General features: G+C 38.6%; 26 protein-coding genes. 18 read left to right on the plus strand and 8 right to left on the minus strand.

The window, feature by feature from the left end:
- The first annotated feature begins 2 nt into the window (after positions 1-2).
- From rbfA to tyrA, 3 genes are all read left to right on the plus strand, one after another.
- Positions 3-389, plus strand: a complete 387-nt coding sequence (gene rbfA / locus DV415_RS04055) for a 30S ribosome-binding factor RbfA (protein ID WP_005628626.1) — start codon at positions 3-5, stop codon at positions 387-389.
- Positions 389-1309 (plus strand): tRNA pseudouridine(55) synthase TruB, encoded by a 921-nt coding sequence (gene truB, locus DV415_RS04060; RefSeq protein ID WP_118790085.1) that lies wholly within the window; start codon positions 389-391, stop codon positions 1307-1309. The genes rbfA and truB overlap by 1 nt, the downstream gene beginning before the upstream one ends.
- A gap of 89 nt (positions 1310-1398) precedes the next feature.
- Positions 1399-2523, plus strand: a complete 1125-nt coding sequence (tyrA, locus tag DV415_RS04065) for a bifunctional chorismate mutase/prephenate dehydrogenase (RefSeq protein ID WP_192879089.1) — start codon at positions 1399-1401, stop codon at positions 2521-2523.
- 35 nt (positions 2524-2558) lie between these two features.
- Here the strand turns inward: tyrA and queF are convergent, their stop codons facing one another.
- From queF to DV415_RS04090, 5 genes are all read right to left on the minus strand, one after another.
- A complete protein-coding gene (queF, locus tag DV415_RS04070) occupies positions 2559-3398 on the minus strand; it encodes an NADPH-dependent 7-cyano-7-deazaguanine reductase QueF (RefSeq protein WP_118790087.1) in 840 nt (279 codons plus the stop codon).
- 125 nt (positions 3399-3523) lie between these two features.
- Positions 3524-4309: a Zn-ribbon-containing protein gene (locus tag DV415_RS04075; RefSeq protein ID WP_114909069.1), complete on the minus strand. Its 786-nt coding sequence runs from the start codon at positions 4307-4309 to the stop codon at positions 3524-3526.
- Complete coding sequence (locus tag DV415_RS04080) at positions 4300-4680, minus strand: SufE family protein (RefSeq protein ID WP_114909070.1); 381 nt, start codon at positions 4678-4680, stop codon at positions 4300-4302. Before DV415_RS04080 ends, DV415_RS04075 begins: the two co-directional genes overlap by 10 nt.
- Positions 4677-5876 (minus strand): cysteine desulfurase, encoded by a 1200-nt coding sequence (locus DV415_RS04085; RefSeq protein ID WP_118790088.1) that lies wholly within the window; start codon positions 5874-5876, stop codon positions 4677-4679. Before DV415_RS04085 ends, DV415_RS04080 begins: the two co-directional genes overlap by 4 nt.
- A gap of 1 nt (position 5877) precedes the next feature.
- On the minus strand, positions 5878-6360 hold the full coding sequence (locus DV415_RS04090; protein ID WP_192879090.1) for a thermonuclease family protein: 483 nt from the start codon (positions 6358-6360) through the stop codon (positions 5878-5880).
- Positions 6361-6477: 117 nt separating this feature from the next.
- On the opposite strand from DV415_RS04090, the gene DV415_RS04095 reads away from it, so the two are divergent.
- From DV415_RS04095 to DV415_RS04110, 4 genes are all read left to right on the plus strand, one after another.
- Positions 6478-6909: a CidA/LrgA family protein gene (locus tag DV415_RS04095; protein WP_046953294.1), complete on the plus strand. Its 432-nt coding sequence runs from the start codon at positions 6478-6480 to the stop codon at positions 6907-6909.
- Between the two features lie 19 nt (positions 6910-6928).
- Positions 6929-7624: a CidB/LrgB family autolysis modulator gene (locus DV415_RS04100; RefSeq protein WP_118790089.1), complete on the plus strand. Its 696-nt coding sequence runs from the start codon at positions 6929-6931 to the stop codon at positions 7622-7624.
- Between the two features lie 122 nt (positions 7625-7746).
- Entirely contained in the window at positions 7747-9102 is a 1356-nt protein-coding gene (locus DV415_RS04105; RefSeq protein ID WP_118790090.1) for an anti-phage deoxyguanosine triphosphatase, read from the plus strand.
- A gap of 92 nt (positions 9103-9194) precedes the next feature.
- Positions 9195-11138 (plus strand): ABC transporter ATP-binding protein, encoded by a 1944-nt coding sequence (locus tag DV415_RS04110; RefSeq protein ID WP_118790091.1) that lies wholly within the window; start codon positions 9195-9197, stop codon positions 11136-11138.
- 26 nt (positions 11139-11164) lie between these two features.
- On the opposite strand, the gene can is transcribed toward DV415_RS04110, so the two are convergent.
- Together can and asnS are read right to left on the minus strand one after the other, a co-directional pair.
- Entirely contained in the window at positions 11165-11854 is a 690-nt protein-coding gene (gene can / locus DV415_RS04115) for a carbonate dehydratase (protein ID WP_005631770.1), read from the minus strand.
- Between the two features lie 75 nt (positions 11855-11929).
- The gene (gene asnS, locus DV415_RS04120) at positions 11930-13333 is read right to left on the minus strand and encodes an asparagine--tRNA ligase (protein ID WP_005628655.1); all 1404 of its coding nucleotides are present in this window, start codon (positions 13331-13333) and stop codon (positions 11930-11932) included.
- A 226-nt stretch (positions 13334-13559) separates the two neighbouring features.
- Between asnS and ribH the strand changes: the two genes are divergently transcribed.
- The 6 genes from ribH (at position 13560) to dapB (ending at position 17470) form a co-directional block, all read left to right on the plus strand.
- A complete protein-coding gene (ribH, locus tag DV415_RS04125) occupies positions 13560-14033 on the plus strand; it encodes a 6,7-dimethyl-8-ribityllumazine synthase (RefSeq protein WP_005628657.1) in 474 nt (157 codons plus the stop codon).
- 3 nt (positions 14034-14036) lie between these two features.
- On the plus strand, positions 14037-14471 hold the full coding sequence (gene nusB / locus DV415_RS04130; RefSeq protein ID WP_005628659.1) for a transcription antitermination factor NusB: 435 nt from the start codon (positions 14037-14039) through the stop codon (positions 14469-14471).
- Positions 14472-14537: 66 nt separating this feature from the next.
- Positions 14538-15524 (plus strand): thiamine-phosphate kinase, encoded by a 987-nt coding sequence (thiL, locus tag DV415_RS04135; RefSeq protein ID WP_118790092.1) that lies wholly within the window; start codon positions 14538-14540, stop codon positions 15522-15524.
- Positions 15521-16012: a phosphatidylglycerophosphatase A family protein gene (locus DV415_RS04140; RefSeq protein ID WP_118790093.1), complete on the plus strand. Its 492-nt coding sequence runs from the start codon at positions 15521-15523 to the stop codon at positions 16010-16012. The genes thiL and DV415_RS04140 overlap by 4 nt, the downstream gene beginning before the upstream one ends.
- Positions 16012-16641 (plus strand): LysE family transporter, encoded by a 630-nt coding sequence (locus tag DV415_RS04145; RefSeq protein WP_162790789.1) that lies wholly within the window; start codon positions 16012-16014, stop codon positions 16639-16641. Before DV415_RS04140 ends, DV415_RS04145 begins: the two co-directional genes overlap by 1 nt.
- A 16-nt stretch (positions 16642-16657) precedes the next feature.
- Positions 16658-17470, plus strand: a complete 813-nt coding sequence (dapB, locus tag DV415_RS04150; protein WP_114909082.1) for a 4-hydroxy-tetrahydrodipicolinate reductase — start codon at positions 16658-16660, stop codon at positions 17468-17470.
- On the opposite strand, the gene yfaE is transcribed toward dapB, so the two are convergent.
- Complete coding sequence (yfaE, locus tag DV415_RS04155; protein ID WP_044232385.1) at positions 17465-17713, minus strand: class I ribonucleotide reductase maintenance protein YfaE; 249 nt, start codon at positions 17711-17713, stop codon at positions 17465-17467. The two genes, dapB and yfaE, sit on opposite strands and share 6 nt — an antisense overlap.
- 48 nt (positions 17714-17761) lie before the next feature.
- Here yfaE and DV415_RS04160 point away from each other — a divergent pair, with 48 nt between their 5' ends.
- From DV415_RS04160 to DV415_RS04180, 5 genes are all read left to right on the plus strand, one after another.
- Positions 17762-18442, plus strand: coding sequence for a hypothetical protein (locus DV415_RS04160; RefSeq protein ID WP_239989695.1), 681 nt, complete (start codon positions 17762-17764; stop codon positions 18440-18442).
- A gap of 327 nt (positions 18443-18769) precedes the next feature.
- Positions 18770-21298, plus strand: coding sequence for an autotransporter outer membrane beta-barrel domain-containing protein (locus tag DV415_RS04165; protein ID WP_118794421.1), 2529 nt, complete (start codon positions 18770-18772; stop codon positions 21296-21298).
- 339 nt (positions 21299-21637) lie between these two features.
- Positions 21638-22627: a phenylalanine--tRNA ligase subunit alpha gene (gene pheS, locus DV415_RS04170; RefSeq protein ID WP_005640625.1), complete on the plus strand. Its 990-nt coding sequence runs from the start codon at positions 21638-21640 to the stop codon at positions 22625-22627.
- A 33-nt stretch (positions 22628-22660) separates the two neighbouring features.
- On the plus strand, positions 22661-25048 hold the full coding sequence (gene pheT, locus DV415_RS04175; protein WP_118790095.1) for a phenylalanine--tRNA ligase subunit beta: 2388 nt from the start codon (positions 22661-22663) through the stop codon (positions 25046-25048).
- Between the two features lies 1 nt (position 25049).
- Positions 25050-25340: an integration host factor subunit alpha gene (locus tag DV415_RS04180; protein WP_118788376.1), complete on the plus strand. Its 291-nt coding sequence runs from the start codon at positions 25050-25052 to the stop codon at positions 25338-25340.
- Positions 25341-25360: the final 20 nt, after the last annotated feature.

Consider the following 25360-nt stretch of genomic DNA (forward strand, 5'->3'; position numbering starts at 1 on the left):
CTATGGCAAGAGAATTTAAACGTAGCGATCGCGTCGCTCAAGAAATACAAAAAGAAATAGCAGTCATTTTACAACGCGAAGTGAAAGATCCCCGTATTGGGATGGTGACGGTTTCTGATGTGGAAGTGTCGAGTGATTTATCTTACGCAAAAATCTTTGTGACTTTTTTATTTGATCACGATGAAACGGCAATTGAGCAAGGCATGAAAGGCTTAGAAAAAGCATCGCCTTATATTCGCTCATTACTAGGCAAAGCGATGCGTTTACGTATCGTGCCAGAGATTCGCTTTATTTACGATCAATCCTTAGTGGAAGGGATGCGTATGTCAAATCTTGTGACAAATGTTGTGCGTGAAGATGAGAAAAAACACGTTGAGGAAAGCAACTAATGTCTAGACCTCGTAAACGCTGGCGTGATGTTGATGGTGTGTTTTTGTTGGATAAGCCACAAGGCATGTCATCAAATGACATCATGCAAAACGTGAAGCGTTTATTTCAAGCGAACAAAGCGGGGCACACTGGCGCGCTCGATCCGTTGGCTACGGGGATGTTGCCGATTTGCTTGGGCGAAGCAACTAAGTTTTCACAATTTTTGCTTGATGCAGATAAGCGTTATCTTGTTACAGCAAAATTAGGCGAACGTACTGATACTTCCGATGCGGAAGGGCAAGTCGTGGAAACTCGTGAAGTTCATGTTGAAACTCAGCAAATTTTGACCGCACTTGAACAATTTCGTGGTGATATTTTACAAGTGCCGACAATGTTTTCTGCACTAAAACATAACGGCAAACCGCTTTATGAATATGCGCGCCAAGGTATTACGGTTGAGCGTGAGGCACGCCCAATTACGATTTTTGAACTCAATTTTATTGAATATCACGCACCTTATTTAACCTTAGAAGTACATTGTTCAAAAGGCACTTATATTCGCACCTTAGTAGATGATTTGGGTGAGGTGCTAGGTTGTGGCGCACATGTGACAATGTTACGCCGTACAGCCGTAGCGGATTACCCCGTAGCAGAAATGATGCCAATCGATGAGTTACAACTGCTCGCTGAAAGTTTTCCATTAAGTGAGTTAGATCGTCTATTACTACCAACCGATACTGCAGTAAGTAAATTGCCTGCTTTTCATTTGAATGCAGAGCAGAGTAAAGCCATTAGTTTTGGTCAGCGAGTGAAATTTGCTAACGAACAGCAATTAAGCGGCCAAGTGCGGTTATTTTCAGCGGAGAATTTATTCTTAGGCGTGGCATTGATCGACGGAAATGTTATTCGCCCACAACGGTTAATTACGCAATCCGCATAACCTAATTGCCTTTCTTATAAAATTCTAGTAATCTCATCTGTAATTAATTTTTTACAAATTGTGTAAACTAAATTTTGCAGGTGAGTTTTATGGAAGCCCTTAAGGATTTACGTTCTGAAATTGATTCGCTTGATCGCGAACTTATCCAACTTTTTGCTAAACGTCTTGAGTTGGTTTCTCAAGTCGGTAAAGTTAAACATCAACATGGATTACCTATTTATGCGCCAGAGCGTGAAATTGCAATGCTCCAAGCGCGTCGTTTAGAAGCTGAAAAAGCAGGCATTTCAGCAGATCTGATTGAAGATGTTCTACGCCGTTTTATGCGCGAATCCTATGCCAATGAAAACCAATTTGGCTTTAAAACCATCAATCCTGATATTCACAAAATTGTTATCGTGGGTGGCTATGGTAAATTAGGTGGTTTATTTGCTCGATATTTACGTGCATCTGGTTATCCAATTTCTATTTTAGATCGTGAAGATTGGACGGTAGCTGAAAGTATTTTAACGAATGCTGATGTCGTGCTCATTTCCGTCCCTATTAATCTCACCTTAGAAACAATTGAACGCTTAAAACCTTATTTAACAGAAAATATGTTGCTTGCAGATTTAACCTCTGTTAAGCGTGAACCGCTAGAGAAAATGCTTGAAATCCATTCTGGTGCTGTTTTAGGTTTACATCCAATGTTTGGGCCAGATATTGCAAGTATGGCAAAACAAGTGGTTGTGCGTTGTGATGGGCGTTTTCCTGAACGTTACGAATGGTTACTTGAGCAAATTCAAATTTGGGGCGCAAAGGTTTATCAAACCGATGCCACAGAACACGATCACAATATGACTTATATACAAGCCTTGCGCCATTTTTCAACTTTCGCAAATGGTTTACATCTTTCCAAACAGCCCGTTAATCTTGCTAATTTATTGGCGCTTTCTTCTCCTATTTATCGCTTAGAACTTGCGATGATCGGTCGTTTATTTGCGCAAGATGCAGAGCTTTACGCAGATATTATTATGGATAAGCCAGAAAATTTAGCAGTAATTGAAACACTAAAACAAACTTACGAAGAAGCTTTAACTTTCTTTGAAAATAATGATCGTCAAGGTTTTATAGATGCTTTCCATAAGGTACGAGACTGGTTTGGCGATTATTCTGAACAATTCTTAAAAGAAAGCCGTCAGCTATTGCAACAGGCAAATGATTTGAAACAAGGGTAGGGAAAAGTGCGGTGAAATTTCACCGCATTTTTCTTTTACTGTCTCGCCAATCTTAAATTTTCAGGTAAATTCTCAAAATTAGAACGGAATGGGTTGATGTCTAATCCACCACGACGAGTATAGCGTGCGTAAACAGTGAGTTTTTCTGGTTTTGCGTAGTGCATTAAATCGCAAAAAATACGTTCGACACATTGTTCGTGGAATTCATTGTGTTGACGGAATGATACAACGTAACGCAATAATTTTTCGTGATCGATTTTTTTACCAACATAGTGAATATGCAAGGTGCCCCAGTCTGGCTGATTTGTGATGAGGCAGTTAGATTTCAACAAATGACTGACTAATTTTTCTTCGACAATTTCATCCGATACGCAATCTTTCAGCCAATCAGCGTTAAATTCGTAGCTGGTAATTTCAATATTTTGTTCATCAATGCAATCGCCTTGTAAATGATCAATTATTTGAGAATCATAAACTGCCACTGGATTTAACCGCACTGTTACATCGCCTTGCGCACATTCGCTTAAATCGCGTTGCATTATTTGTTGAACGGCATTGAAGTCGGCAAATTTGCTTTGGTTGAAGCTATTTAAATAAAGTTTAAAACTTTTTGATTCAATTAAATTTTGGCTTTGATAATCCAGATAAATGTCTGCGATAGCTACTTGCGGTAAGCCTTTTTCATTGAGCCAAGAAATTTCATAAGCCGTCCAAATATCCGCGCCGATAGTAAAAGGCTGGTTTTGGGTAATGCCCAATCCATCGCGATTTAACGCGCGTGGCACAGGCTGTAGTAAAGTGCGGTCATATTGAGAAGCGTATTCTGTTTTTTGACCGAGTTTTAAGGATTTTAAGCTGTTGTCTTGGTAATTCATTTATTTTTCCTTTATATGTTAAACAATAATTTGCCTTCCCCTGCTTGCGGGGGAAGGTGGCGCGAAGCGTCGGAAGGGGGCTAAGACTTTATCATTCCAACAGAGAGTTGAGCCATAGACTTAAATTACAAAAAATTCCACGATAGATTCGAAACTAATCGACAGGTATCGCATTTAAAATGAAAGGTATCAAAAATCGCGTATTTTAACGCCCAATTTGCACCACAAGAAGGGCAGCAACGGGATTTTTCAGATTCTAAAGATTGTCCACCTACACGATATAAATAATAGTAAGTCGGTATGCCCGTTTCTTTTTCTATTTCTTGAGCTAAATATCGTCCGTGTTTTGAAAGCGTGCTTTGATGCTCAGAAATTTCTGCCAAAGATTGTTGTTCTAATACAGAACCATTCATTTGTAGTTGATCACAGGCTTGCCAATTTTCTTGCCATTTAATCAGATCTTGGCTTAAGTGCGGTTGATTTTTCAACTGTTTATACAACGGAATTGGTGCGAAATTTTCTCCGCTATGAATCGGCGAGCAGCTTTGTAAATGAGTTGTGTAAAGCACTTGCCAAGCTGGCGATGCATTTTCTGCAGTTTGATCTGAATTGAAATCATCGCCCACAAGTTGAAAACCATCAAAAATTACACCGCACTTTTCGGCTTCTTGTAATGCTCGATTCACTTCTACGTTATTATTTTGCGGGAAAAGACTATCTTGCTCAGGACAAATGACACGCATAGCAAAGCCTTGTGCACTATCTTCCTCCGCTAAATATAAAGGAATTTCACGTCCGATAATTTGCCCGTTATACCGCCATTGATCGATTACTGCATTAAGTAAACGACTTTGTGATTCAATATTATTTTCAAGGGCAGTCAGGCGAAAATAGGTTTCGATTAAATACATAAATTTTTTAATTGCTGTCCGATTTGGTTTAAGCCGTTTAAACGTGTTTCGCTTAAACGTTGTGAAATGCCGAGTTCGCTAAAAAATACAGTAATATCAAATGTATTCAATTCATCCGCTGTTTTACCATTGATTTGATTGAGTAAAATCCAAAGCAAGCCATTCATAATTCTGGCTTCGCTAAATCCGTTGAATTGAAAAGTGCGGTTATTTTTAGGAATAATTTGAAACCACATTTGTGCTTCGCAGCCAGTAATGGGTTGCATTTGAGCAAGTTCATCATCGCTTGGGCGAGATAAATTTTTGCCAGCTTGAATAATCAGGCGATAGCGATCTTCCCAATTTTTAGCTTGTTTTAATTGTTCTCTCATTGTAATAAATCCAGTGCTTTATCTAAGGCGGTAAAAAATGCCTCTACATCTTCCTGCGTATTATAAGGCGCAAAAGAAAGGCGTAATGTGGTGCGTTCGCCTAAGCGTGCTAAATAAGGCTGGGCACAATGTTCGCCCACACGGAGCGCAATATTTTGTTCGCTTAGAAGTGTAGAAAGATCGGAACAGTCAATGCTGTCAAATATAAAGCAAACAACGGTGCTTGGTTGAGGGGAATTGAATAATCGGCAATTCTCGTAAGATTTTAACCGCACTTTGACGGATTCAGCCAAGGATATAGCGTGCTGTTCTGCTGCGGTAAAATCCCATTTTTGTAACCAATCCAGTATGGCATTAAAGCCAATAACCCCAGCAATATTGGGTGTACCCGCTTCTAAACGATAAGGCAATTCGGCAAAAGTAATTCGATCATTTGATACACGATCAACCATTTTTCCACCGAAAAAGAGCGGTTGAAGTTGAGAAAGTGCGGTCAATTTTCCTGTTAAAACGCCAAGCCCATTTGGGCCATAAATTTTATGGGCAGAAAATGCGAGAAAGTCTGCATCTAAATCTTGTAAATCAATTTTAATATGACTAATCGCTTGCGCAGCATCCACTAAAACCAACGCATGACTATGTTTTCTAATAAGTTGAATCAGGCGTTTAATCGGCTGTTCTGTGCCAGTGACATTTGAAACAAAATTTAGTGCAACCAGTTTTGTTTTTTCAGAAAGGGCTGAAATCAGCGTATTTTCATCAATTAGCCAATTATCTAAAATCGGTAAAACTCGAATTTTTGCACCGCACTTTTTCGCCGTTTCGTGCCAAGTGACAAAATTAGCATGATGATCTGCTTGGCTAATCAGAATTTCATCTTCTGTGTTTAATTGTGGTAGTAATCCATTTGCCACTAAGTTAATCGCGTGAGTTGTACCCGAAGTCCAAATAACAGCGCGTTTATCTTCAGCATTAACCCATTCTTTAACTTGTGTGCGAGCCTGTTCATATTGCGCTGTTTGGGCCGCATCATATTGGCTACGATGCACCGAACCTGCAGAAGCATAAAATTCAGCGGTGCGATCAATTAACACTTGAGGTTTCAACGCGGTGGCGGCGTTATCTAAATAAACAACCGCATCTTCACGTTGGAAATAGGGAAATTCTTGACGGAACGTTTGATAATCAAAAGCCATATTAATTTTTCTCTTGTCTGCGCCATTGACTTGGTTCCATCGGATTATTGTCCGCCCAAAGACCAATTCGTTTGGCTTGTGCATTTTCTTGCGCTTGAAGATAAATCGGATCATGGGAATATTGCTTATAAGCCCATGCCATACCTTGTTTAACCATTTCTAAATTAATATTTTTATCTTGATAATAAACAATCGCCAATGTGCGTTGATAGCGATCTTGGCCTTTTAAAGAAAGGCGTACATCACGGAGATAAACCATATCAGACAACGCTTTTTTAGATTTTTGCCCAAAAGCTTGTTTTTTCTCTGGCGCATCAATTTCAGCTAGTCGCACTTTGATTTGTCGATTATTTTTAGCAAGGCAGGTAAGCGTATCGCCGTCACTAATGCCAACGACACGACAAGTATTTTCTTCACTAGAGCACGCAGAAAGTGCGGTAAAAATTAGTAATAAAATAGCCAATAGCGATTTTCGATTTATCATTTTGCAAGGTTCTTGATCTAAGTCTGGTTATTTTACCGAAAAAAACTGGTCAATTCAGAAAAAAAAAGCGTAAAATAATTTTGAAACATTATGAGAAAAGTTGAAAAAAGGTTGTATATGATTCAAAAATCATTTTTATTGGCCCGTTCGTTGGTCATTTTGTACATTATGTTATATCTCGGAAATCTTATCGCTCATTATGTGCCTGCCGGTGTACCTGGGAGTATTTGGGGATTGCTATTGCTCTTTTTAGGTTTAACGACACGATTAATTCATTTAGATTGGATTTATTTAGGCGCGAGTTTATTGATTCGTTTTATGGCAGTGCTTTTTGTGCCAGTAAGTGTTGGAATCATTAAATATTCAGATTTATTAATAGAACAAGTGAATATTTTACTGATTCCTAATGTTGTCAGCACTTGCGTAACTTTGGTCGTTATGGGCTTGTTAGGGAATCATTTATTCCATTTACAATCTTTTACACACAAGCGTAAAAAAGTGGTTAAGCGCCGTGAGAATCAAGCCAAACAAATGAATGAATCAGCTTAATATAGTGGGAAAGTTTTATATGCAGCAGTACATTATTTATCTTTATACATTTTTGACAATTTTCGGATTTTGGCTTGCACTACAAATTAGCAAACGTTGGAAATCAATGATTTTTAATACTTTTATTTTAACGGTATTAATTTTGGTTGTGATTTTAGTGATAGGCAAGATTCCTTATGATGATTATATGGCAGGAAATGCGCCTATTAATAATCTACTTGGTTTGAGTATCGTTGCTCTTGCATTACCTCTTTATGAACAACTTCGCCAAATTGCCAAACAATGGAAGATTATTTTATCTATTGTGGTGATCGCGTCTTTTTTCTCGATGTTAAGCGGAGCGGTGTTAGCGCTCATACTTGGTGCATCGCCTGAAATGGTGGCCACGGTATTACCAAAATCAATCACCACACCAATCGCGATGGAAGTTTCGCATAATCTAGGCGGGATTCCAGCCGTAACCGCCGTTGGGGTCGTTGTTGCAGGTTTGCAAGGCTCTGTATTTGGTTATTTAGTGTTGAAAAAATTAAACGTTAAACATCAAGAAGCCATTGGGCTTTCTGTTGGTTCGGTTTCTCACGCACTTGGTACAGTAAGCTGTATGGAAACTAATCCAACTGCAGGCAGTTACAGTTCTATTTCTCTTGTGCTTTGTGGGATTATTAGTTCTATTCTCGCGCCATTTGTATTTAAGCTCATTTATTTCTTTGTTTAAATATCAATAAAAATTCAACCGCACTTTATTCATTCTAGATTGTGTTTGTTCCAGATAAAGTGCGGTTGTTTTTTGTGCTAAATGATTAGATAATGCAGAAAAACTAAATAAAACAAAGCGATATGAAACCACTTATCATTGATTCTTCTTGGACAGAACGTTTTCTACCAGATCCTCCACGCGAAAAAGATAATCGTCCTCCATTTCGTCGCGATCGGGGGCGAATTTTACATTCTGCCGCCTTTCGTTGCTTACAAGCAAAAACTCAAATTCACGCGATTGGCGAAAATGACTTTTATCGCACTCGCTTAACTCATTCTTTAGAAGTCGCACAGATTGGTAGTAGTCTCGTTGCACAGCTTAAATTTTTAGAAACCTTTGAAAGCCTTTCGCAAACATTAAATATTGATAAAAATGAGTTACAAAAGCAGTTGAAACCTTTATTGCCGAGCAACGATCTTATCGAAAGTTTGTGTTTTGCGCATGATATTGGGCATCCACCTTTTGGGCATGGTGGCGAAACGGCATTAAATTATATGATGGCAGAGCAGGGCGGTTTTGAAGGCAATGCACAAACCTTTAGAATTTTAACGAAACTTGAGCCTTACACTGAAAATGCAGGGATGAATCTAACGCGCCGAACACTATTGGGTATAGTGAAATATCCTGCGTTGTTAGATGTGGCCTCGCCTCAGTATTCAGAACTTAATTTTTCTCGCAATATTGATCCGCGTTTTGTGCGTATTCATGATTGGATTCCAGGAAAAGGCATTTTCCGCGATGATTTAAAAATGTTTAATTGGTTGCTGGAGAATCTTTCTGAAAATGACCGCTCTTTATTCTGTCAATTTAAAAAAGTGCGGGAAAATCCAGCTGAATCTTTACATACTCGTTTTAAATCTCTGGATTGCAGCATTATGGAATTGGCGGATGATATTGCCTATGGCGTACATGATTTAGAGGATGCCATTGTAACTGGCGTGGTAAATCCTCATCAATGGCAAGTGGCACATTCCGAATTAAAACAAATTCCGTCAGCTTGGTTGCATGAAAAGATTGATTCAATTAGCCAACGACTTTTCTCTGATAAACATTTTGAGCGCAAACAAGCGATTGGCGCATTGGTGAACTTTTTTATTACTAATGTGCGGTGGAAATTAACGACAAATTTTGATGAACCTTTGTTACGTTATAACGCAGAGTTGCCACCTGAAGTGATTGCTGCACTTGGTGTATTTAAAAAATTCGTTTGGGATTATGTTATTCGCAATGTGGATACCCAACGAATCGAATATAAAGGGCAGAGAATGCTGACAGAAATGTTCCAGATTTTTGAATCTGATCCAGAGCGTTTATTACCGCGAAATACTGCAAATCGCTGGCGTAATGCATCAGAAGAAAGGAAGAAGCGAATTATTTGCGATTATATTGCAGGCATGTCGGATGCACATGCATTGCGGGTATATCAACAACTTTGATTTAAGAGCGAATCCCATCGAATTGATGGGATTTTTTATGCAAACCGTATAGAATAGTGCGGTTAATTTTCACTGAGTTTTATGGGGCAGTTGTGGCATTAATTAGTTTAACCAATGGATACCTTTCCTTTAGTGATGCACCTTTGTTAGATCACGCAGAACTACATATTGAACCGAATGAACGTGTTTGTTTAGTTGGGCGTAACGGCGCAGGTAAATCAACTTTATTGAAAATCATCGCAGGCGATGTGCTTATGGATGATGGCAAAATCCAATACGAAAAAGATCTTGTGGTTTCTCGTTTAGAGCAAGACCCACCTCGTAATGCGCAAGGCAATATTTTTGATTATGTCGCGGAAGGTGTAGGGCATTTAACGGATTTATTGAAAGAATATCATCATATTTCTGTTCAATTGGAAGAAAATTACAGTGATCAAATTTTAAGTCAATTAGAGCAAGTTCAGGCTAAATTAGAACACGCTGATGGCTGGCGATTTGAAAATAAAATCAATGAAGTGCTGTTAAAACTGGGCTTGAATCCAAACACAAAATTATCCGCACTTTCGGGCGGTTGGTTACGCAAAGCAGCACTAGCACGCGCATTAGTGTGCGATCCTGATGTGTTATTACTTGATGAACCGACTAACCACTTGGATGTGGAAGCCATTGAATGGTTGGAAAATTTCTTACTGGATTTCCAAGGTAGTATTGTATTTATTTCCCATGACCGTTCTTTTATTCGCAAAATGGCAACACGGATTGTGGATTTAGATCGCGGTCAGTTAGTGTCTTATCCGGGCAATTACGATTTATATTTAACCACGAAAGAAGAAAATCTACGCGTTGAAGCCTTGCAAAATGAATTATTTGATAAACGTCTTGCACAGGAAGAAGTGTGGATTCGCCAAGGTATCAAGGCTCGCCGTACAAGAAATGAAGGGCGAGTGCGTGCATTAAAAGCGATGCGTGAGGAACGTCGCCAACGCCGTGACGTAATGGGAACAGCTAAATTACAGTTAGATACTTCAAGTCGTTCAGGCAAAATTGTCTTTGAAATGGAAGATGTGAGCTATGAAATCGCAGGAAAAACCTTGCTAAAAGATTTTTCAACAACGATTTTACGTGGCGACAAAATTGCGTTTGTTGGACCAAATGGCTGTGGGAAAACTACTTTCATTAAATTATTGTTGGGTGAAATTCAGCCAACATCAGGAAAAATTCGTTGTGGTACCAAATTAGACATTGCTTATTTTGACCAATACCGTGCTGATTTAGATCCTGAAAAAACTGTAATGGATAATGTGGCAGATGGTAAACAAGATATTGAAGTCAATGGTGTAAAACGCCACGTGTTAGGGTATTTGCAAGATTTCTTGTTCCCGCCAAAACGAGCAATGACGCCAGTTAAAGCCTTATCGGGGGGAGAACGAAATCGTTTATTGCTCGCCAAATTACTGCTTAAACCAAATAATTTATTGATTCTTGACGAACCGACTAATGACCTCGATGTAGAAACATTGGAGCTTTTAGAAGAAATTTTGACTGATTATCAAGGCACATTGTTAATTGTGAGCCACGACCGTCAATTTATCGATAATACTGCGACAGAATGTTATTTATTCGAAGGTGAAGGGCGTTTGAATAAGTATGTGGGTGGATTCTTTGATGCGAAACAGCAACAAGCCAATTTCTGGGCAAGCAAAGCAGTGGAAGAACAGGCTAAAGCGAAGAAAACTGAACCACTAAAAGAAGAAAGTGCGGTGAAAAATGACCGCACTTCTAAGCCGAAATCCGTGAAACTTTCTTATAAAGAACAACGAGAGCTAGAACAACTTCCACAACTATTGGAAGAATTAGAAACTAAAATCACCGCACTGCAAGCTGAAATAGCCGATCCAGCATTTTTTCAACAGGCTCATGATATTACCGACGCTAAATTAAAAGCATTGGCGGATACTGAAGCCGAATTAGAAACAGCATTTTTACGCTGGGAAGAATTGGAAGAAAAGAAAAATTTGGCTGAAGGTAAAGCTTAAAAAACAACGCCCAAAAGGGCGTTTTTTTATGTATTTTCAAGATGATCTTTTTTCAAAATATTTTCTTCATCAAGTATTGATAAACGAGCGATAGCGTTTCGATAGGAAATTTCAAGGGTTTCTCTACTGGTTGCCATTACGCCTTGATCCACTAAAAATCCATCATTTACATCATATACCCAGCCGTGCAATGAGAGTTTTTGTCCGCGTTCCCAAGCACTTTTTACAATTGAAGTGCGCCCAAGATTGTAAACCTGTTCCGCTACGTTAATTTTAGTCAACATATCCGCGCGTTTTTCTGGGGAAAGTTTTCCGAGAAGATGACCGTGTTTAAACCAAATATCACGAATATGAAGAAGCCAGTTGTTGATAAGCCCTAAATCTTTATCTGCCATCGCCGCATGAATACCCCCGCAGTTGGTGTGGCCACAGATAATAATATGTTCAATTTTAAGCACATCGACGGCATATTGCACAACAGAAAGACAATTAAAATCAGTGTGAATCACTTGGTTAGCAACATTACGGTGAACAAATAATTCACCTGGTTCAAGATTTGTCAATTTCTCAGCGGGTACACGGCTATCAGAGCAACCAATCCAAAGATAATGCGGCGTTTGATGATCCGCAAGCTCTTTGAAGTAAGTAGAATTTTCTTCCTTCATTCTTTGTGCCCAACTGTAATTGTTGGCAAAGAGTTGCTTAATTTTATCCATTTTGCTTTCCTTAAAATTCTTAAAAAATTAACCGCACTTTAGCGTAAGTGCGGTCAATATTAAAGTTAAATTGAATTAGAAATTCGCATTTCTTGGCGCGCGTGGGAATGGAATTACATCACGAATATTTTGCACGCCAGTTACATAGACAATTAAGCGTTCAAAACCAAGACCAAAACCAGAATGTGGAACGCTACCGTATTTACGAAGATCACGATACCACCAATAATCATCTGGATTTAATCCCATTTCTTCCATACGTTTATCAAGCACGTCTAAACGTTCTTCACGTTGTGAACCACCGATGATTTCACCAATTCCCGGTGCTAACACGTCCATTGCCGCCACAGTTTTTCCATCATCATTTAAACGCATATAGAATGCTTTAATGTCTTTTGGATAGTTTTTCACAACAACAGGTGATTTGAAATATTCTTCCGCTAAGAAACGTTCGTGTTCAGAAGAAAGATCGATACCCCAAGAAACAGGGAATTCAAATTTCTTACCAGATTTTAATAACACATCAATGGCATCAGTATAATCAATTTGCGCAAAATCTGAGTTTACAAAGTTTTCTAAACGCGTAATAACATCTTTATCTACATGTTTTTCAAAGAATTGTAAGTCGTCTTTGCGCTCTGCTAATACTGCGCGGAATACGTATTTCAACATATCTTCTGCAAGTTTTGCATTATCCGCTAAGGTTGCAAATGCAACTTCGGGTTCAACCATCCAGAATTCAGCTAAGTGACGGGTAGTATTCGAGTTTTCTGCACGGAATGTTGGGCCGAAAGTATAAATTTTGCTTAATGCACAAGCATAGGTTTCGCCGTTTAACTGACCTGAAACCGTTAAAAATGATTCTTTACCGAAGAAATCTTGGCTGAAATCCACTTTTCCATTTTCACCACGTGGAAGATTTTCTAAATCAAGTGTAGAAACACGGAACATTTCACCCGCGCCTTCAGTGTCTGATGCAGTAATTAATGGGGTTGCCACCCAGTAGAAACCTTGCTCATGGAAGAAACGGTGAATTGCTTGAGATAAGCAATGGCGAACACGTGCGACAGCACCAATAATATTGGTTCGAGGGCGTAAGTGAGCCACTTCGCGTAAATATTCAATAGAGTGGCGTTTTGCTGCCATTGGGTAAGTATCAGGATCTTCAACAAACCCTGTCACTTCCACTTTTTCTGCTTGTAATTCAACCGCTTGTCCTTCTGCAGGTGATTCAACGACTTTACCAGTTACAATCACAGAACAGCCTGTTGTTAAACGTAAAATTTCGCTTTCGTAATTTTCAATATCGTTATTAATAATCGCTTGAATTGGATCAAAGCAAGAACCGTCATAAACCGCTAAGAAAGATAATCCTGCTTTAGAATCGCGACGGGTACGCACCCAACCACGTACAGTGACGGTTTCACCAATCGCCACTTTCCCTTGTAATACATCAACAATTGATGCCACTTTAGACATATTAAACCTCTGTAACTGAATGTAATTCACATAAAATTGCCGATAGTTTACCTTAATGAAGGAAATTTTCCATAAAAATATAGTGTTGGTGCGGGCTATGAACAATAAAATCGCCTTAAAAATGAGCCCTAAATAAAATAGGGTAAAGCCTTATTAATATTGAATATACGCGATTTTATGCTAAAATCTCGGGCCAAAATCATTATGGCTAATAATAGGAAAAAATATGAAAGTTTTAGAAGGCTCAGTCGCAGCACCTAATGCAAAAGTTGCAGTAGCAATTGCTCGTTTTAACAGTTTTATTAATGAAAGTTTATTAGAAGGTGCAATTGATGCATTAAAACGTATCGGCCAAGTGAAAGATGAAAATATCACTATCGTGCGTGCTCCTGGTGCGTATGAGTTGCCATTAGTTGCTCGTCGTTTAGCAGAAAGTAAAAAATTTGATGCGATTGTGGCATTAGGTACAGTTATCCGTGGTGGTACTGCGCATTTTGAATATGTAGCAGGGGAAGCAAGCAGCGGTTTAGGAAAGGTTGCAATGGATGCTGAAATCCCTGTCGCTTTTGGTGTATTAACCACAGAAAATATTGAACAGGCGATTGAACGTGCTGGTACTAAAGCGGGTAATAAAGGTGCAGAAGCAGCCTTAACCGCACTTGAAATGGTTAATCTTATTCAACAAATTGATGCGGCATAAATCATGACAGAACAAAAACAAGTGAAAAAGCCTTCTGCTCGTCGTCGTGCGCGTGAATGTACTGTTCAAGCCTTATATTCTTGGGCGGTATCTGGCAACACTGCAGAGCAAGTGGAATTAGCTTTTGTGTTAGATCAAGATATGGATGGGGTAGATAAACCTTACTTCCGTAAATTATTTCGTCAAACAGTAGAAAATATTGAAACCGTTGATTTTTCAATTTCGCCTTATATTGACCGCGCTTTTGATGAGCTTGATCCTATTGAAACTGCAATTTTGCGTTTGGCCGTTTATGAATTGCGCTTTGAATTAGATGTGCCATATAAAGTGGTTATCAATGAAGCGATTGAAGTGGCAAAAGTATTTGGTGCAGATGAAAGCCATAAATATATCAATGGCGTACTTGATAAAATCGCACCAGCATTAGGGCGTAAATAATCCTTTTAAATTGAAAATGGCGCGCGTTTTTAACGCGTGCCTTTTCTTTTATAAGATAGGTGAAAAATGGCAATGGGTGAATTTGATTTAATTAAACGATATTTTCAGCAACAAATATTAGTTGATGATTCCGTTCAATTATCTATTGGCGACGATTGTGCGCTGGTTTCCGTGCCAAAGAATTATCAGCTTGCCATTACGACCGATACAATGGTGGAAAATACACATTTTTTGCCAACCATTTCACCTGAAGATTTAGCTTATAAGGCCGTTGCAACAAATTTAAGTGATATTGCTGCAATGGGGGCACAGCCAAAATGGGTTTCTCTGGCATTAACTTTGCCAAAGATAGATGAAAATTGGATTTCAACATTTAGCCAAAGTTTATTACACACGTTAAAACAATACAACGTCACGTTAATTGGTGGCGATACTACAAAAGGCAATTTATCTATTACCATTACAGCACAAGGCTTTGTCGAAAAAGACAAAGGAATTTGTCGGCATAAAGCACAAATCGGCGATTTAATTTATGTTTCAGGCACTTTAGGCGATAGTGCGGCAGGTTTTACGCAAATTTTATCGGGCAAAAGTGCGGTTGATTCTGATGATGTTTTTTTGCAACAACGACATCTTCGACCCACACCTAGAATTGAACTTGGGCGGGCGTTAATTGATATTGCTCATGCTGCCATTGATCTTTCCGATGGGTTAATCTCTGATTTAGGCCATATTCTTGAACGAAGTCAATGTAGTGCTGAAGTTGAACTGACTGCATTACCTCTTTCATCATCGATTTTAAATAAATATGATCGCACTCAAGCGGAACAATTTGCCTTAAGTGGTGGCGAAGACTATGAACTTTGTTTTACCATACCGCCCGAATATAAAGATGAATTAGAATTACGCTTAAAAAAACTGAACGTGCCTTGCACTTGTATTGGTAAAATTAATGAAAAGTGCGGCGACTTTTCTCCTCGTTTTTTACGGGATGGAAAACCTGTGAATATTACATTTTCAAGCGGTTTCGATCATTTTAAGGAATCAAAATGACAGAAAATAATCCTCTTAAAAAAATCTCTCTTTTAAATCCTATTCATTTGCTTGCCGTTGGTTTTGGATCGGGCTTAATTCATCCTGCTCCCGGTACTTGGGGGAGTTTGGCTGGAACAATGTTAGGCGTGATTTTGCTTTCTTTGTTAGGTGTAAAAACCTTTTTGATTTTTACCGCACTTTGTTTTTTACTCGGTTGCTATCTTTGTCAAAAAACCACAGCAGATATGGGCGTGCACGATCATGGTTCTATCGTCTGGGATGAATTTGTCGGTGTATTTATTGTATTATCGGCGATACCGTCATTATCTTGGCAATGGATTTTGGCTGCTTTTGCGTTATTTCGCTTTTTCGATATTTTAAAACCGTTCCCAATTCGTTATTTTGACGAAAAACTAGAAAGTGGTTTTGGCATTATGGTCGATGATGTATTAGCGGCAATTTATGCAGTGATTGTCATATTTGCTATTCAGTATTGGATGTTGTGATGCTGAATTTAATCATTGTGCATTTATTTGGCTTAATGACGCCTGGGCCTGATTTCTTCTATGTAAGCCGAATGGCGGCAAGTAACTCTCGTCGTAATACAGTTTGTGGCATTTTAGGTATAACGCTTGGCATCGCCTTTTGGGGAATGCTTTCTATGTTGGGATTAGCGGTGTTATTTGTCACTATCCCAGCATTACATGGCGTTATTATGTTGCTAGGCGGTAGTTACCTAGCATATATCGGTTTTTTAATGGCCCGCAGCAAAAAACACGCTCAATTTGAACCGCACGCTGATACTGAATTTAATCAACAAACCACGATTAAAAAAGAAATTATGAAAGGGCTTTTAGTGAATTTATCCAATGCAAAAGTCGTGGTGTATTTTAGTAGCGTGATGTCGCTTGTCTTGGTAAATATCACTGAAATGTGGCAAATTATATTGGCTTTTATGGTGATTGTGGTAGAAACATTTTGTTATTTTTATGTGATTTCATTGATTTTTTCACGTAATATTGCCAAGCGTTTATACAGTCAATACAGCCGCTATATTGATAATATGGCAGGCATTGTATTTTTATTTTTTGGTTGTGTGCTTGTTTATAACGGCATCAACGAAATAATTCATTAATAAAAAAGGAAGTAACATGACATTAAAAATTGCAATCGCGGGTGCTGGCGGAAGAATGGGGCGGCAATTAATTCAAGCGGTTCATTCAGCGGAAGACATAGAGCTAGGTGCGGCGTTTGAACGCAAAGGATCATCTTTGGTCGGGACGGATGCGGGAGAATTGGCAGGAATTGGACAAATTGGTGTAACAGTTTCGGGCGATCTTGAAAGCCAAAAAGATAAATTCGATTTATTAATCGATTTCACTCGACCAGAAGGCACTCTTGAACATATTGCATTTTGCGTAGCGAATAATAAAAAAATGGTGATCGGTACAACAGGTTTTGATGAAAATGGTAAAGCAGCGATTAAAGCAGCTTCAGATAAAATTTCTATTGTGTTTGCATCAAATTTCAGTGTTGGCGTGAATTTAGTCTTCAAGCTTTTAGAAAAAGCGGCAAAAGTGATGGGGGATTATTGCGACATTGAAGTGATCGAAGCACATCACCGTCATAAAGTCGATGCGCCATCTGGCACCGCACTTTCTATGGGGGAACATATCGCGAAAACCTTAGGTCGCGATTTAAAAACTCATGGGGTCTTCTGCCGTGAAGGAATCACAGGCGAACGTAAACGCGATGAAATTGGTTTTTCAACTATTCGTGCTTCGGATGTAGTAGGGGAACACACGGTTTGGTTTGCAGATATTGGCGAACGTGTAGAAATTTCCCATAAAGCATCAAGTCGTATGACTTTCGCTAATGGTGCAGTGCGTGCTGGTAAATGGTTAGAAAATAAGGCGAATGGCTTATTTGATATGACCGATGTATTAGATTTAAATAATTTATAAATCAATTTCAATGTCACTTTCTACGTGACAACAGCATAATAAAATTTCATCAGGTTGAATAAAGGCAAGGGGCGTATCTTTATAGGATACCTTGCCTTTTTTGATTTTCACACGACAAGAACCACAATAGCCACTACGGCATTGATATTCATGGTGAATATTATTTTTCTCGAGATGATCAAGTAAACTTGTTTCATTATTGAATTCTAATGTGGTTTTACTGTAGATTAGATGAATTTTCATAATAACAATGCAGTGAAATTTGCTGGGCATTATATAAGGAAAATCCATATGTTAAAAATACTGTGTTTTATAATCGCACTTTTTATTACGGCTTGTAGTTCTATTAGCAAAGAACCAGTGAAGACGGTGGATGTTTATATCAAACCTTATTATTCTGCGGAAAATGGAAAAGCAGGAAATGTATTTGTACATAAAGAAATTGATCCTATGCTACGTGAAAATACGATAAAAGGTTATGAAAGTGCGGTGAAATTTGTAGAAGAAAATCCGGCTCGTATTTCACCAATTACGATGTTCACGTTAGCCGCTCGGGCTTACGATTTTGGCTTAAGAGATGAAGCTGTTACTTGGTTTTATCGTGGGCAAAATCGCTTGATCACCGCACTTTATGTGTTGGATCTACCAAAACAAACGGTGCAGGATAATACAGGGTTCAGTCATGTTGTAGAGCAGTTTGTTAATGCTTATGCGTTTTGCAATTTTGATAAACAGAGTCTTGCAGCCGAAAATGCGGTGAAATGGACAATTACACATCCTTATGAAGTCATTTTCTTACCAGCATTACCCGCAAAATTTGCAGATCGTCAAAAAGCGTTAAAAGAAGCAGAAGAAAAATTAGTTCAACGTTTACAGGAACAAGCACGTTTTTTTGCTAATCCAAAAAATAAAGAAAAATGGCAAAAAGAGCGGTCGGAAAATTTTGTGAATGAACGATTTTGTTGGTTATAGAGCTTATGTAGAAGATCAGATCTAATCTGACAAATTATAATAAAAAGTGAGAGATTCTCACTTAGAATAGGCATGTCAAAATTAATCTAAACAAAAAAGAAATGCTTATGTACAGATTACCCCTTTACCGGCAGTCATAAGTATTTGCATTCCGTGTAAAATAGGATTAGAATTAAGTCCCTTTTAACACTAGACAAAAGAAGAAAAAATGAGACAATTTGACAGCAAGCAAGCAAGCAAGCAAGCAAGCAAGCAAGCAAGCAAGCAAGCAAGCAAGCAAGCAAGCAAGCAAGCAAGCAAATTTTAACTAAACTTTCACCTGTTGCAATGGCTTTTCTTGCAATATCCCACAATTATTCTTGCGCATCGCAAATCCCTCAAATTACTGAAGGTGAGCATGCGGCAATTCATAAATCAAAACAAGATAACGTTGCAGATGATCCTCTTTTCAAGATAGAAAGTGGAAAATCAGCGGTTGTTCATGGCGCGTCTGATATAGATTTAGGCGCAAATGAGCATTTAGCCCGCTTAAATGGGGGTACGCTGGAATTAAAGGCAGAAAAAACAGCACCCGGTCGTATCAACTTTGCTGATGGTTCAAACCAAGTGAGTTTCGGTGATAATAAATCCATCGTTAAAATTGAAAACTATCACTTGAGCAGTGAAGAACAAAGCGAAGGTAGGACTCCAACCAAAACCATTTTTTCAGCAACAAATGGTCATGAATCTCATGAACTACACTTAAATAACGTTTCCACTAAGCTAAAAAACCGTTTAATTGACTATCGTTATAATCCAAATGCGAAAGTGTTTATTAAAAACGATAAAGCGCATGAAGTTGAAACGAAAGGATTTGGATTAATTTACGCCAATAAAGGTGAAATTAATGGTGGGACTTATATAGGTGATAAGGTAGTAATTCAAGCTGAGAAAAATATAGATTTTACTATTAATAATGCAGAGCTGCGTTCTTCTCTTTCTTCTATTGGCATGTACGACAAATATGATAATGATTATGCAAGAAATTATACGGTAGGAGGTAAGCTAACAATTAATGATTCGATAATAAAGCTATCAGAAGAAGATGGAGAAAGAGAGGATGATGCATACTCAGCTATACGATTGCTTGAGCATAATACGACATTAACCATTAATCGTTCTACAATAATAGGGGGGAATAAAATTGTAGCTGTTGGTATCGTTACTGCAGGTCAAGATAAAAATGGACAAAATAAGCCAACAAAAGTCTTTATTAATGATTCTATTATTGATACTGGATCAGCATTTGGATTTGGTATATATGTTCCTTTTTACGATGAGAATACTCCTAGGACGGTTGAACTGAACAATACCATAATGACTAATCGAGTAGAATATCTTATTGACGGTGATATCGGAGCTGTGTCTCAACATGATAATATTCCAGTAGATATTATTGCTAAAAATAACAGTAAATTATCGGGTGCTTTCAGCAACTATATGGATTATATTAATCGCTTGACCTTAAAATCTCATTCGGAATGGAAAGTCAAAGGGATATATGATTGGAGTAATACTTTGAGAAAATTAACCCTAGATGAGGGTAAAGTTTACTTTGCAGAAAAAGACACAGTATTAAAAGTTCGGGAGAAAGTCAGTGGCAATGGAATATTTGGGCTTTATGCAGATTTAAGCACGGATGATATTAATCTAGCCAAAAACACCCTTACATTTCAAGAGGGCTGGGAGGGGAATTTTGAAGTTGAAATCTATGATGTGGGCGATGGCTCCTTTAAAAAAGCACATGGCAAACAACTTATCAATATCCCTCAAAACAATGATGCCCATGCCACTTTCTATCGTCGCCACTTAAAAGGCGTTGAGGAATTAGTATTGCGTAAATGTACAACAGGGTGGTGTACTTACGTAAAACCACGTACAGAAAGTGTGGTTTATGCGGCAAATTCAGAGGCAGCAAATAACATGTTTACTCTGCGTTTACATGACCGTCTCGGCAATGTGTTTATGCAACCTAATAAAACCCAAGCAGTCTGGCTTCGTACAATTCGCTCAACCCATAACCAACAACTCATCGGTGGAGAAAGTACGCTTCAAGGCACGCGCAATGGCGTGCAACTTGGTGGCAATCTCTACCACAAACAAACGCCTCACGGCAATGTGTTAGCGGGATTAATGGCAGGCTATGCCAAATATCAATCAACGGCAGTTAATCATGAAACCGATATCGTGGCAAACGGTCAAGTGAAAGGTTATAGTCTTGGTGTATATGGCACTTGGTATCAGAATAACGAAAACCACACGGGCGCTTATGTCGATAGCTGGTTAAACTACAATTGGTTTAAAAACCGTGTTTCGGGCAATAAATTCCGCGAAGAATATGGTAGCCGCGGTCTTACTGCCTCTATTGAAGCAGGCTATAATTTCTTAGTGTTAGATAAAAGTGCGACAAACGGTAACCAATATCGCGTTTATATTCAGCCTCAATTGCAAACGCGCTATATGGCAGTAAAAGGTCAGCATGTCGAGCAAAACGGTACGCAAATAAAACCACTCGGACAAGATAATTTACAAAGTCGGGCTGGGATTAAAGCGTATTTAGACGCTAAATTTATGAATCATATCGAAGTTGCGCCTTTTGTGGCGATAAATAGCCTCTACCAAAACAAAGGTTTTGGCGTATCAATGGACGGCGAAAAACGATTGATTGATAATAATAAGAAAGCGTTTGAGTTTGAAATGGGTGCCGATGTTAAACTGGAAGATAAGGTTAAACTCTGGGCTTCATTCGCTACGCAATCAGGCAAACATCGTGACAAAAATAAACAAGGTCAAATGGGCTTGAAATTTGAGTTTTAATCATTCGAGCTAAAAACCCGAGTAAATCGTCACAATCTTGTAATCTAAGCGGTGAAATTCACCGCTTTTTTCCATTCCTCCTTATCAGAAATCTAGGGCAAGCTCCCATTAATTCCACCTAATACTGTATTTTGAGGAAGTATGAATAGCTTTTGCTTTTTTCAATGACTTAGCAGATCCTAGAAGGTATAATCAAAAGCAAAATTTCCTCAGGGCAACATTTGCTCGGTTACTGCGATAAACCAATGATTTTTCATATTATTCTTTTACTTTTTAAGTACTTGGTATTATCATTACTCGGTTTTTTATTTTATAGAGAAAAGAGAAGCAGGGGAAACTATGCAACATCTGAACGAGCTTGTTGAGAAAGCGAAATTAGCGATTGAATCCATTCAGGATAAAAGTTTAACGGCTTTGGATGAAATCCGTGTCGAATATTTTGGTAAGAAAGGGCATTTTACTCAATTAATGCAAGAATTGCGTAATGTGTCAGCAGAAGAACGTCCGGCTATGGGTGCAAAAATTAACGAAGCAAAACAAGCTGCGTTAGAATTTTTAAATGCAAAAAAAGCGGAGTGGGAACAGGCTGAACTTAACGCAAAATTAGAAAAAGAACGTGTAGATGTCAGTTTACCTGGTCGCAAAGTTGAAACAGGTGGCTTACACCCAGTTACCATGACGATTAATCGTGTAACAAAATTTTTCTCAGAACTTGGCTTTTCAGTTGAAAATGGTCCTGAAATTGAAAGTGATTATTACAACTTCGATGCTTTAAATATTCCTAAACATCACCCCGCGCGTGCCGATCACGATACTTTTTGGTTTAATCCAGAATTATTACTTCGCACTCAAACTTCTGGCGTGCAAATTCGTACTATGGAAAAAATGCAGCCACCAATTCGCATTATGGCTCCAGGACGTGTATATCGTAATGACTACGATCAAACGCACACGCCAATGTTCCACCAAATTGAATTGCTTTATGTGGATAAAAAAGCAAATTTTACAGAATTGAAAGGCTTATTACACGATTTCTTACGCGCTTTCTTTGAAGAAGATTTACAAGTTCGTTTTCGTCCATCTTATTTCCCATTCACCGAACCTTCAGCCGAAGTGGATGTGATGGGTAAAAACGGTAAATGGTTAGAAGTGTTGGGCTGCGGTATGGTGCACCCAAATGTGTTGCGTAACGTTGGTATTGATCCAAATGAATATTCTGGTTTTGCAGTGGGAATGGGCGTTGAGCGTTTAACAATGTTACGTTATAACGTAACAGATTTACGTTCGTTCTTTGAAAATGACTTACGTTTCTTAAAACAATTTAAGTAATTTCTCGGATTTGAATTAAAAGGATAACAACAAATGAAATTTAGTGAACAGTGGGTAAGAGAATGGGTGAATCCATCCGTTTCAACCGAGCAATTATGCGAGCAAATTACCATGCTTGGCTTAGAAGTGGATGGTGTAGAAGCCGTTGCGGGTACATTTAATGGAGTCGTTGTTGGTGAAGTGGTGGAATGTGCACAACATCCAGATGCAGATAAATTACGTGTAACTAAAGTGAACGTAGGCGGTGATCGTTTATTGGATATCGTGTGTGGCGCACCAAATTGTCGTCAAGGCTTAAAAGTGGCTTGCGCAACAGAAGGTGCTGTATTACCTGGCGATTTCAAAATTAAGAAAACGAAATTACGTGGTCAACCATCAGAAGGGATGCTTTGTTCATTTTCTGAATTAGGTATTGATGTTGAAACGGATGGTATTATTGAATTGCCACTTGATGCACCAATCGGTACTGATTTACGTGAATATTTAGGTTTAAATGATAATGCCATCGAAATTAGCTTAACGCCAAACCGTGCGGATTGTTTGAGCATTGCGGGTATTGCGCGTGAAATTGGCGTGGTAAATAAACAGCCGGTAAATCAACCGCACTTTGAAGCGGTGCCAGCAACAATTTCTGATAAAGTTCAAATTGATTTACAAGCGCCAGAAGCGTGCCCACGTTATTTATTACGTGTGGTGAAAAACGTTAATGTGAAGGCGCAATCGCCAATGTGGATGCAAGAAAAATTGCGTCGTTGTGGCATTCGTTCTATTGATCCTATTGTTGATATTACTAACTATATTTTGCTTGAGCTTGGTCAGCCAATGCATGCGTTTGATGCGGCTAAAGTTGCACAACCGGTTCAAGTTCGCTTAGCGAAAGAGGGTGAAGAATTAGTATTATTAGATGGTTCAACGGCAAAACTTCAATCTAATACTTTATTAATCGCCGACCAAAATGGGCCTTTAGCAATGGCTGGGATTTTTGGTGGTGCTGCAAGTGGCGTGAATAGTGAAACGAAAGATGTGATTTTAGAATCCGCATTTTTCGCTCCATTAGCGATTGCAGGGCGAGCGAGACAATATGGTTTACATACTGATGCATCGCACCGTTTTGAACGTGGTGTGGATTTTGAATTAGCCCGTAAAGCTATGGAACGAGCAACCACATTATTGCTTGAAATCTGTGGTGGTGAAGCGGGTGAGATTTGTGAAGCAAGCAGTGAAGCTCATCTTCCTAAAGTCAATACAGTTCAACTTCGCCGTAGTAAATTAGATGCACTTTTAGGTCATCATATTGAAACAGAAAGCGTAACAGAAATTTTCCATCGTCTTGGTTTCGATGTTACTTATGCAAATGATATTTGGACGGTAACTTCTGCAAGCTGGCGTTTTGATATTGAAATTGAAGAAGATTTAATTGAGGAAGTGGCGCGTATTTATGGTTATAACAGCATTCCAAACAATGCACCATTAGCGCATCTCCGCATGCGTGAGCACAAAGAATCTGATTTAGATTTAGCTCGAATTAAGACTGCACTTGTGGATGCAGATTATCAAGAAGCCATTACTTATAGCTTTGTGGATCCAAAAATTCAAAGTTTATTACATCCACATCAAGAAGCACTTGTATTGCCAAATCCTATTTCTGTGGAAATGTCCGCAATGCGTGTGTCTTTAATGAGTGGTTTATTAGGTGCTGTGCTTTATAACCAAAATCGCCAACAATCACGCGTTCGTTTATTTGAAACAGGATTACGTTTTGTACCAGATGCAAATGCTGAATTTGGTGTGCGTCAAGAATTTGTTTTAAGTGCGGTAATTACTGGAACGGCAAAATCTGAACATTGGGCTGGTAAAGCAGAGTCTGTTGATTTCTTTGATCTTAAAGGCGATTTAGAATCAGTACTTTCTTTAACAGAAGGTGGTAATAGAGTTCGTTTTGTTGCAAAACAATTTGATGCATTACATCCTGGCCAATCTGCTGCTATTGAATTAGATGGTCAAGAAATTGGTTTTATTGGTGCAATTCATCCATCTATTAGCCAAAAACTTGGTTTAAATGGCAAAACTTTTGTATTTGAAATTCTTTGGAATGCAATTGCGGCACGTAATGTGGTCCAAGCAAAAGAAATTTCTAAATTCCCAGCAAACCGTCGTGATTTAGCTTTAGTCGTAGCAGATAACGTACCAGCAGGGGAATTAATCGCAGCCTGTAAACAAGCAGGCGGCGAAAAATTGGTGCAAGTGAACTTGTTCGATGTATATCAAGGTGTCGGCGTCGCTGAAGGCTGTAAGAGTTTAGCGATTAGCTTGACTGTCCAAGATAATGAAAAAACACTTGAAGATGAAGAAATTAATGCAGTGATTTCAGCAGTATTGGCGGAGGTAAAACAACGCTTTAATGCTGAATTAAGGGATTAATATGGCTACGATAACCAAAATTGATATTATTGAATATTTAAGTAATAAATATCAGTTATCTAAACACGATACGAAAAATGTGGTGGAGAACTTTTTAGAAGAGATTCGTTCATCGCTAGAATCTGGTCATGATGTGAAATTATCAGGATTTGGTAATTTTGAACTACGTGATAAGTCATCTCGCCCGGGGCGTAACCCGAAAACTGGTGATATTGTGCCGGTTTCTGCTCGCCGAGTGGTGACATTTAAACCTGGGCAAAAGTTACGTGCTCGTGTAGAAAAAACTAAATAGTAAGTAACAAAAAGTGCGGT

The sequence above is a fragment of the Haemophilus haemolyticus genome, from assembly GCF_003490595.1.
Lineage (GTDB): Bacteria > Pseudomonadota > Gammaproteobacteria > Enterobacterales > Pasteurellaceae > Haemophilus > Haemophilus haemolyticus_L.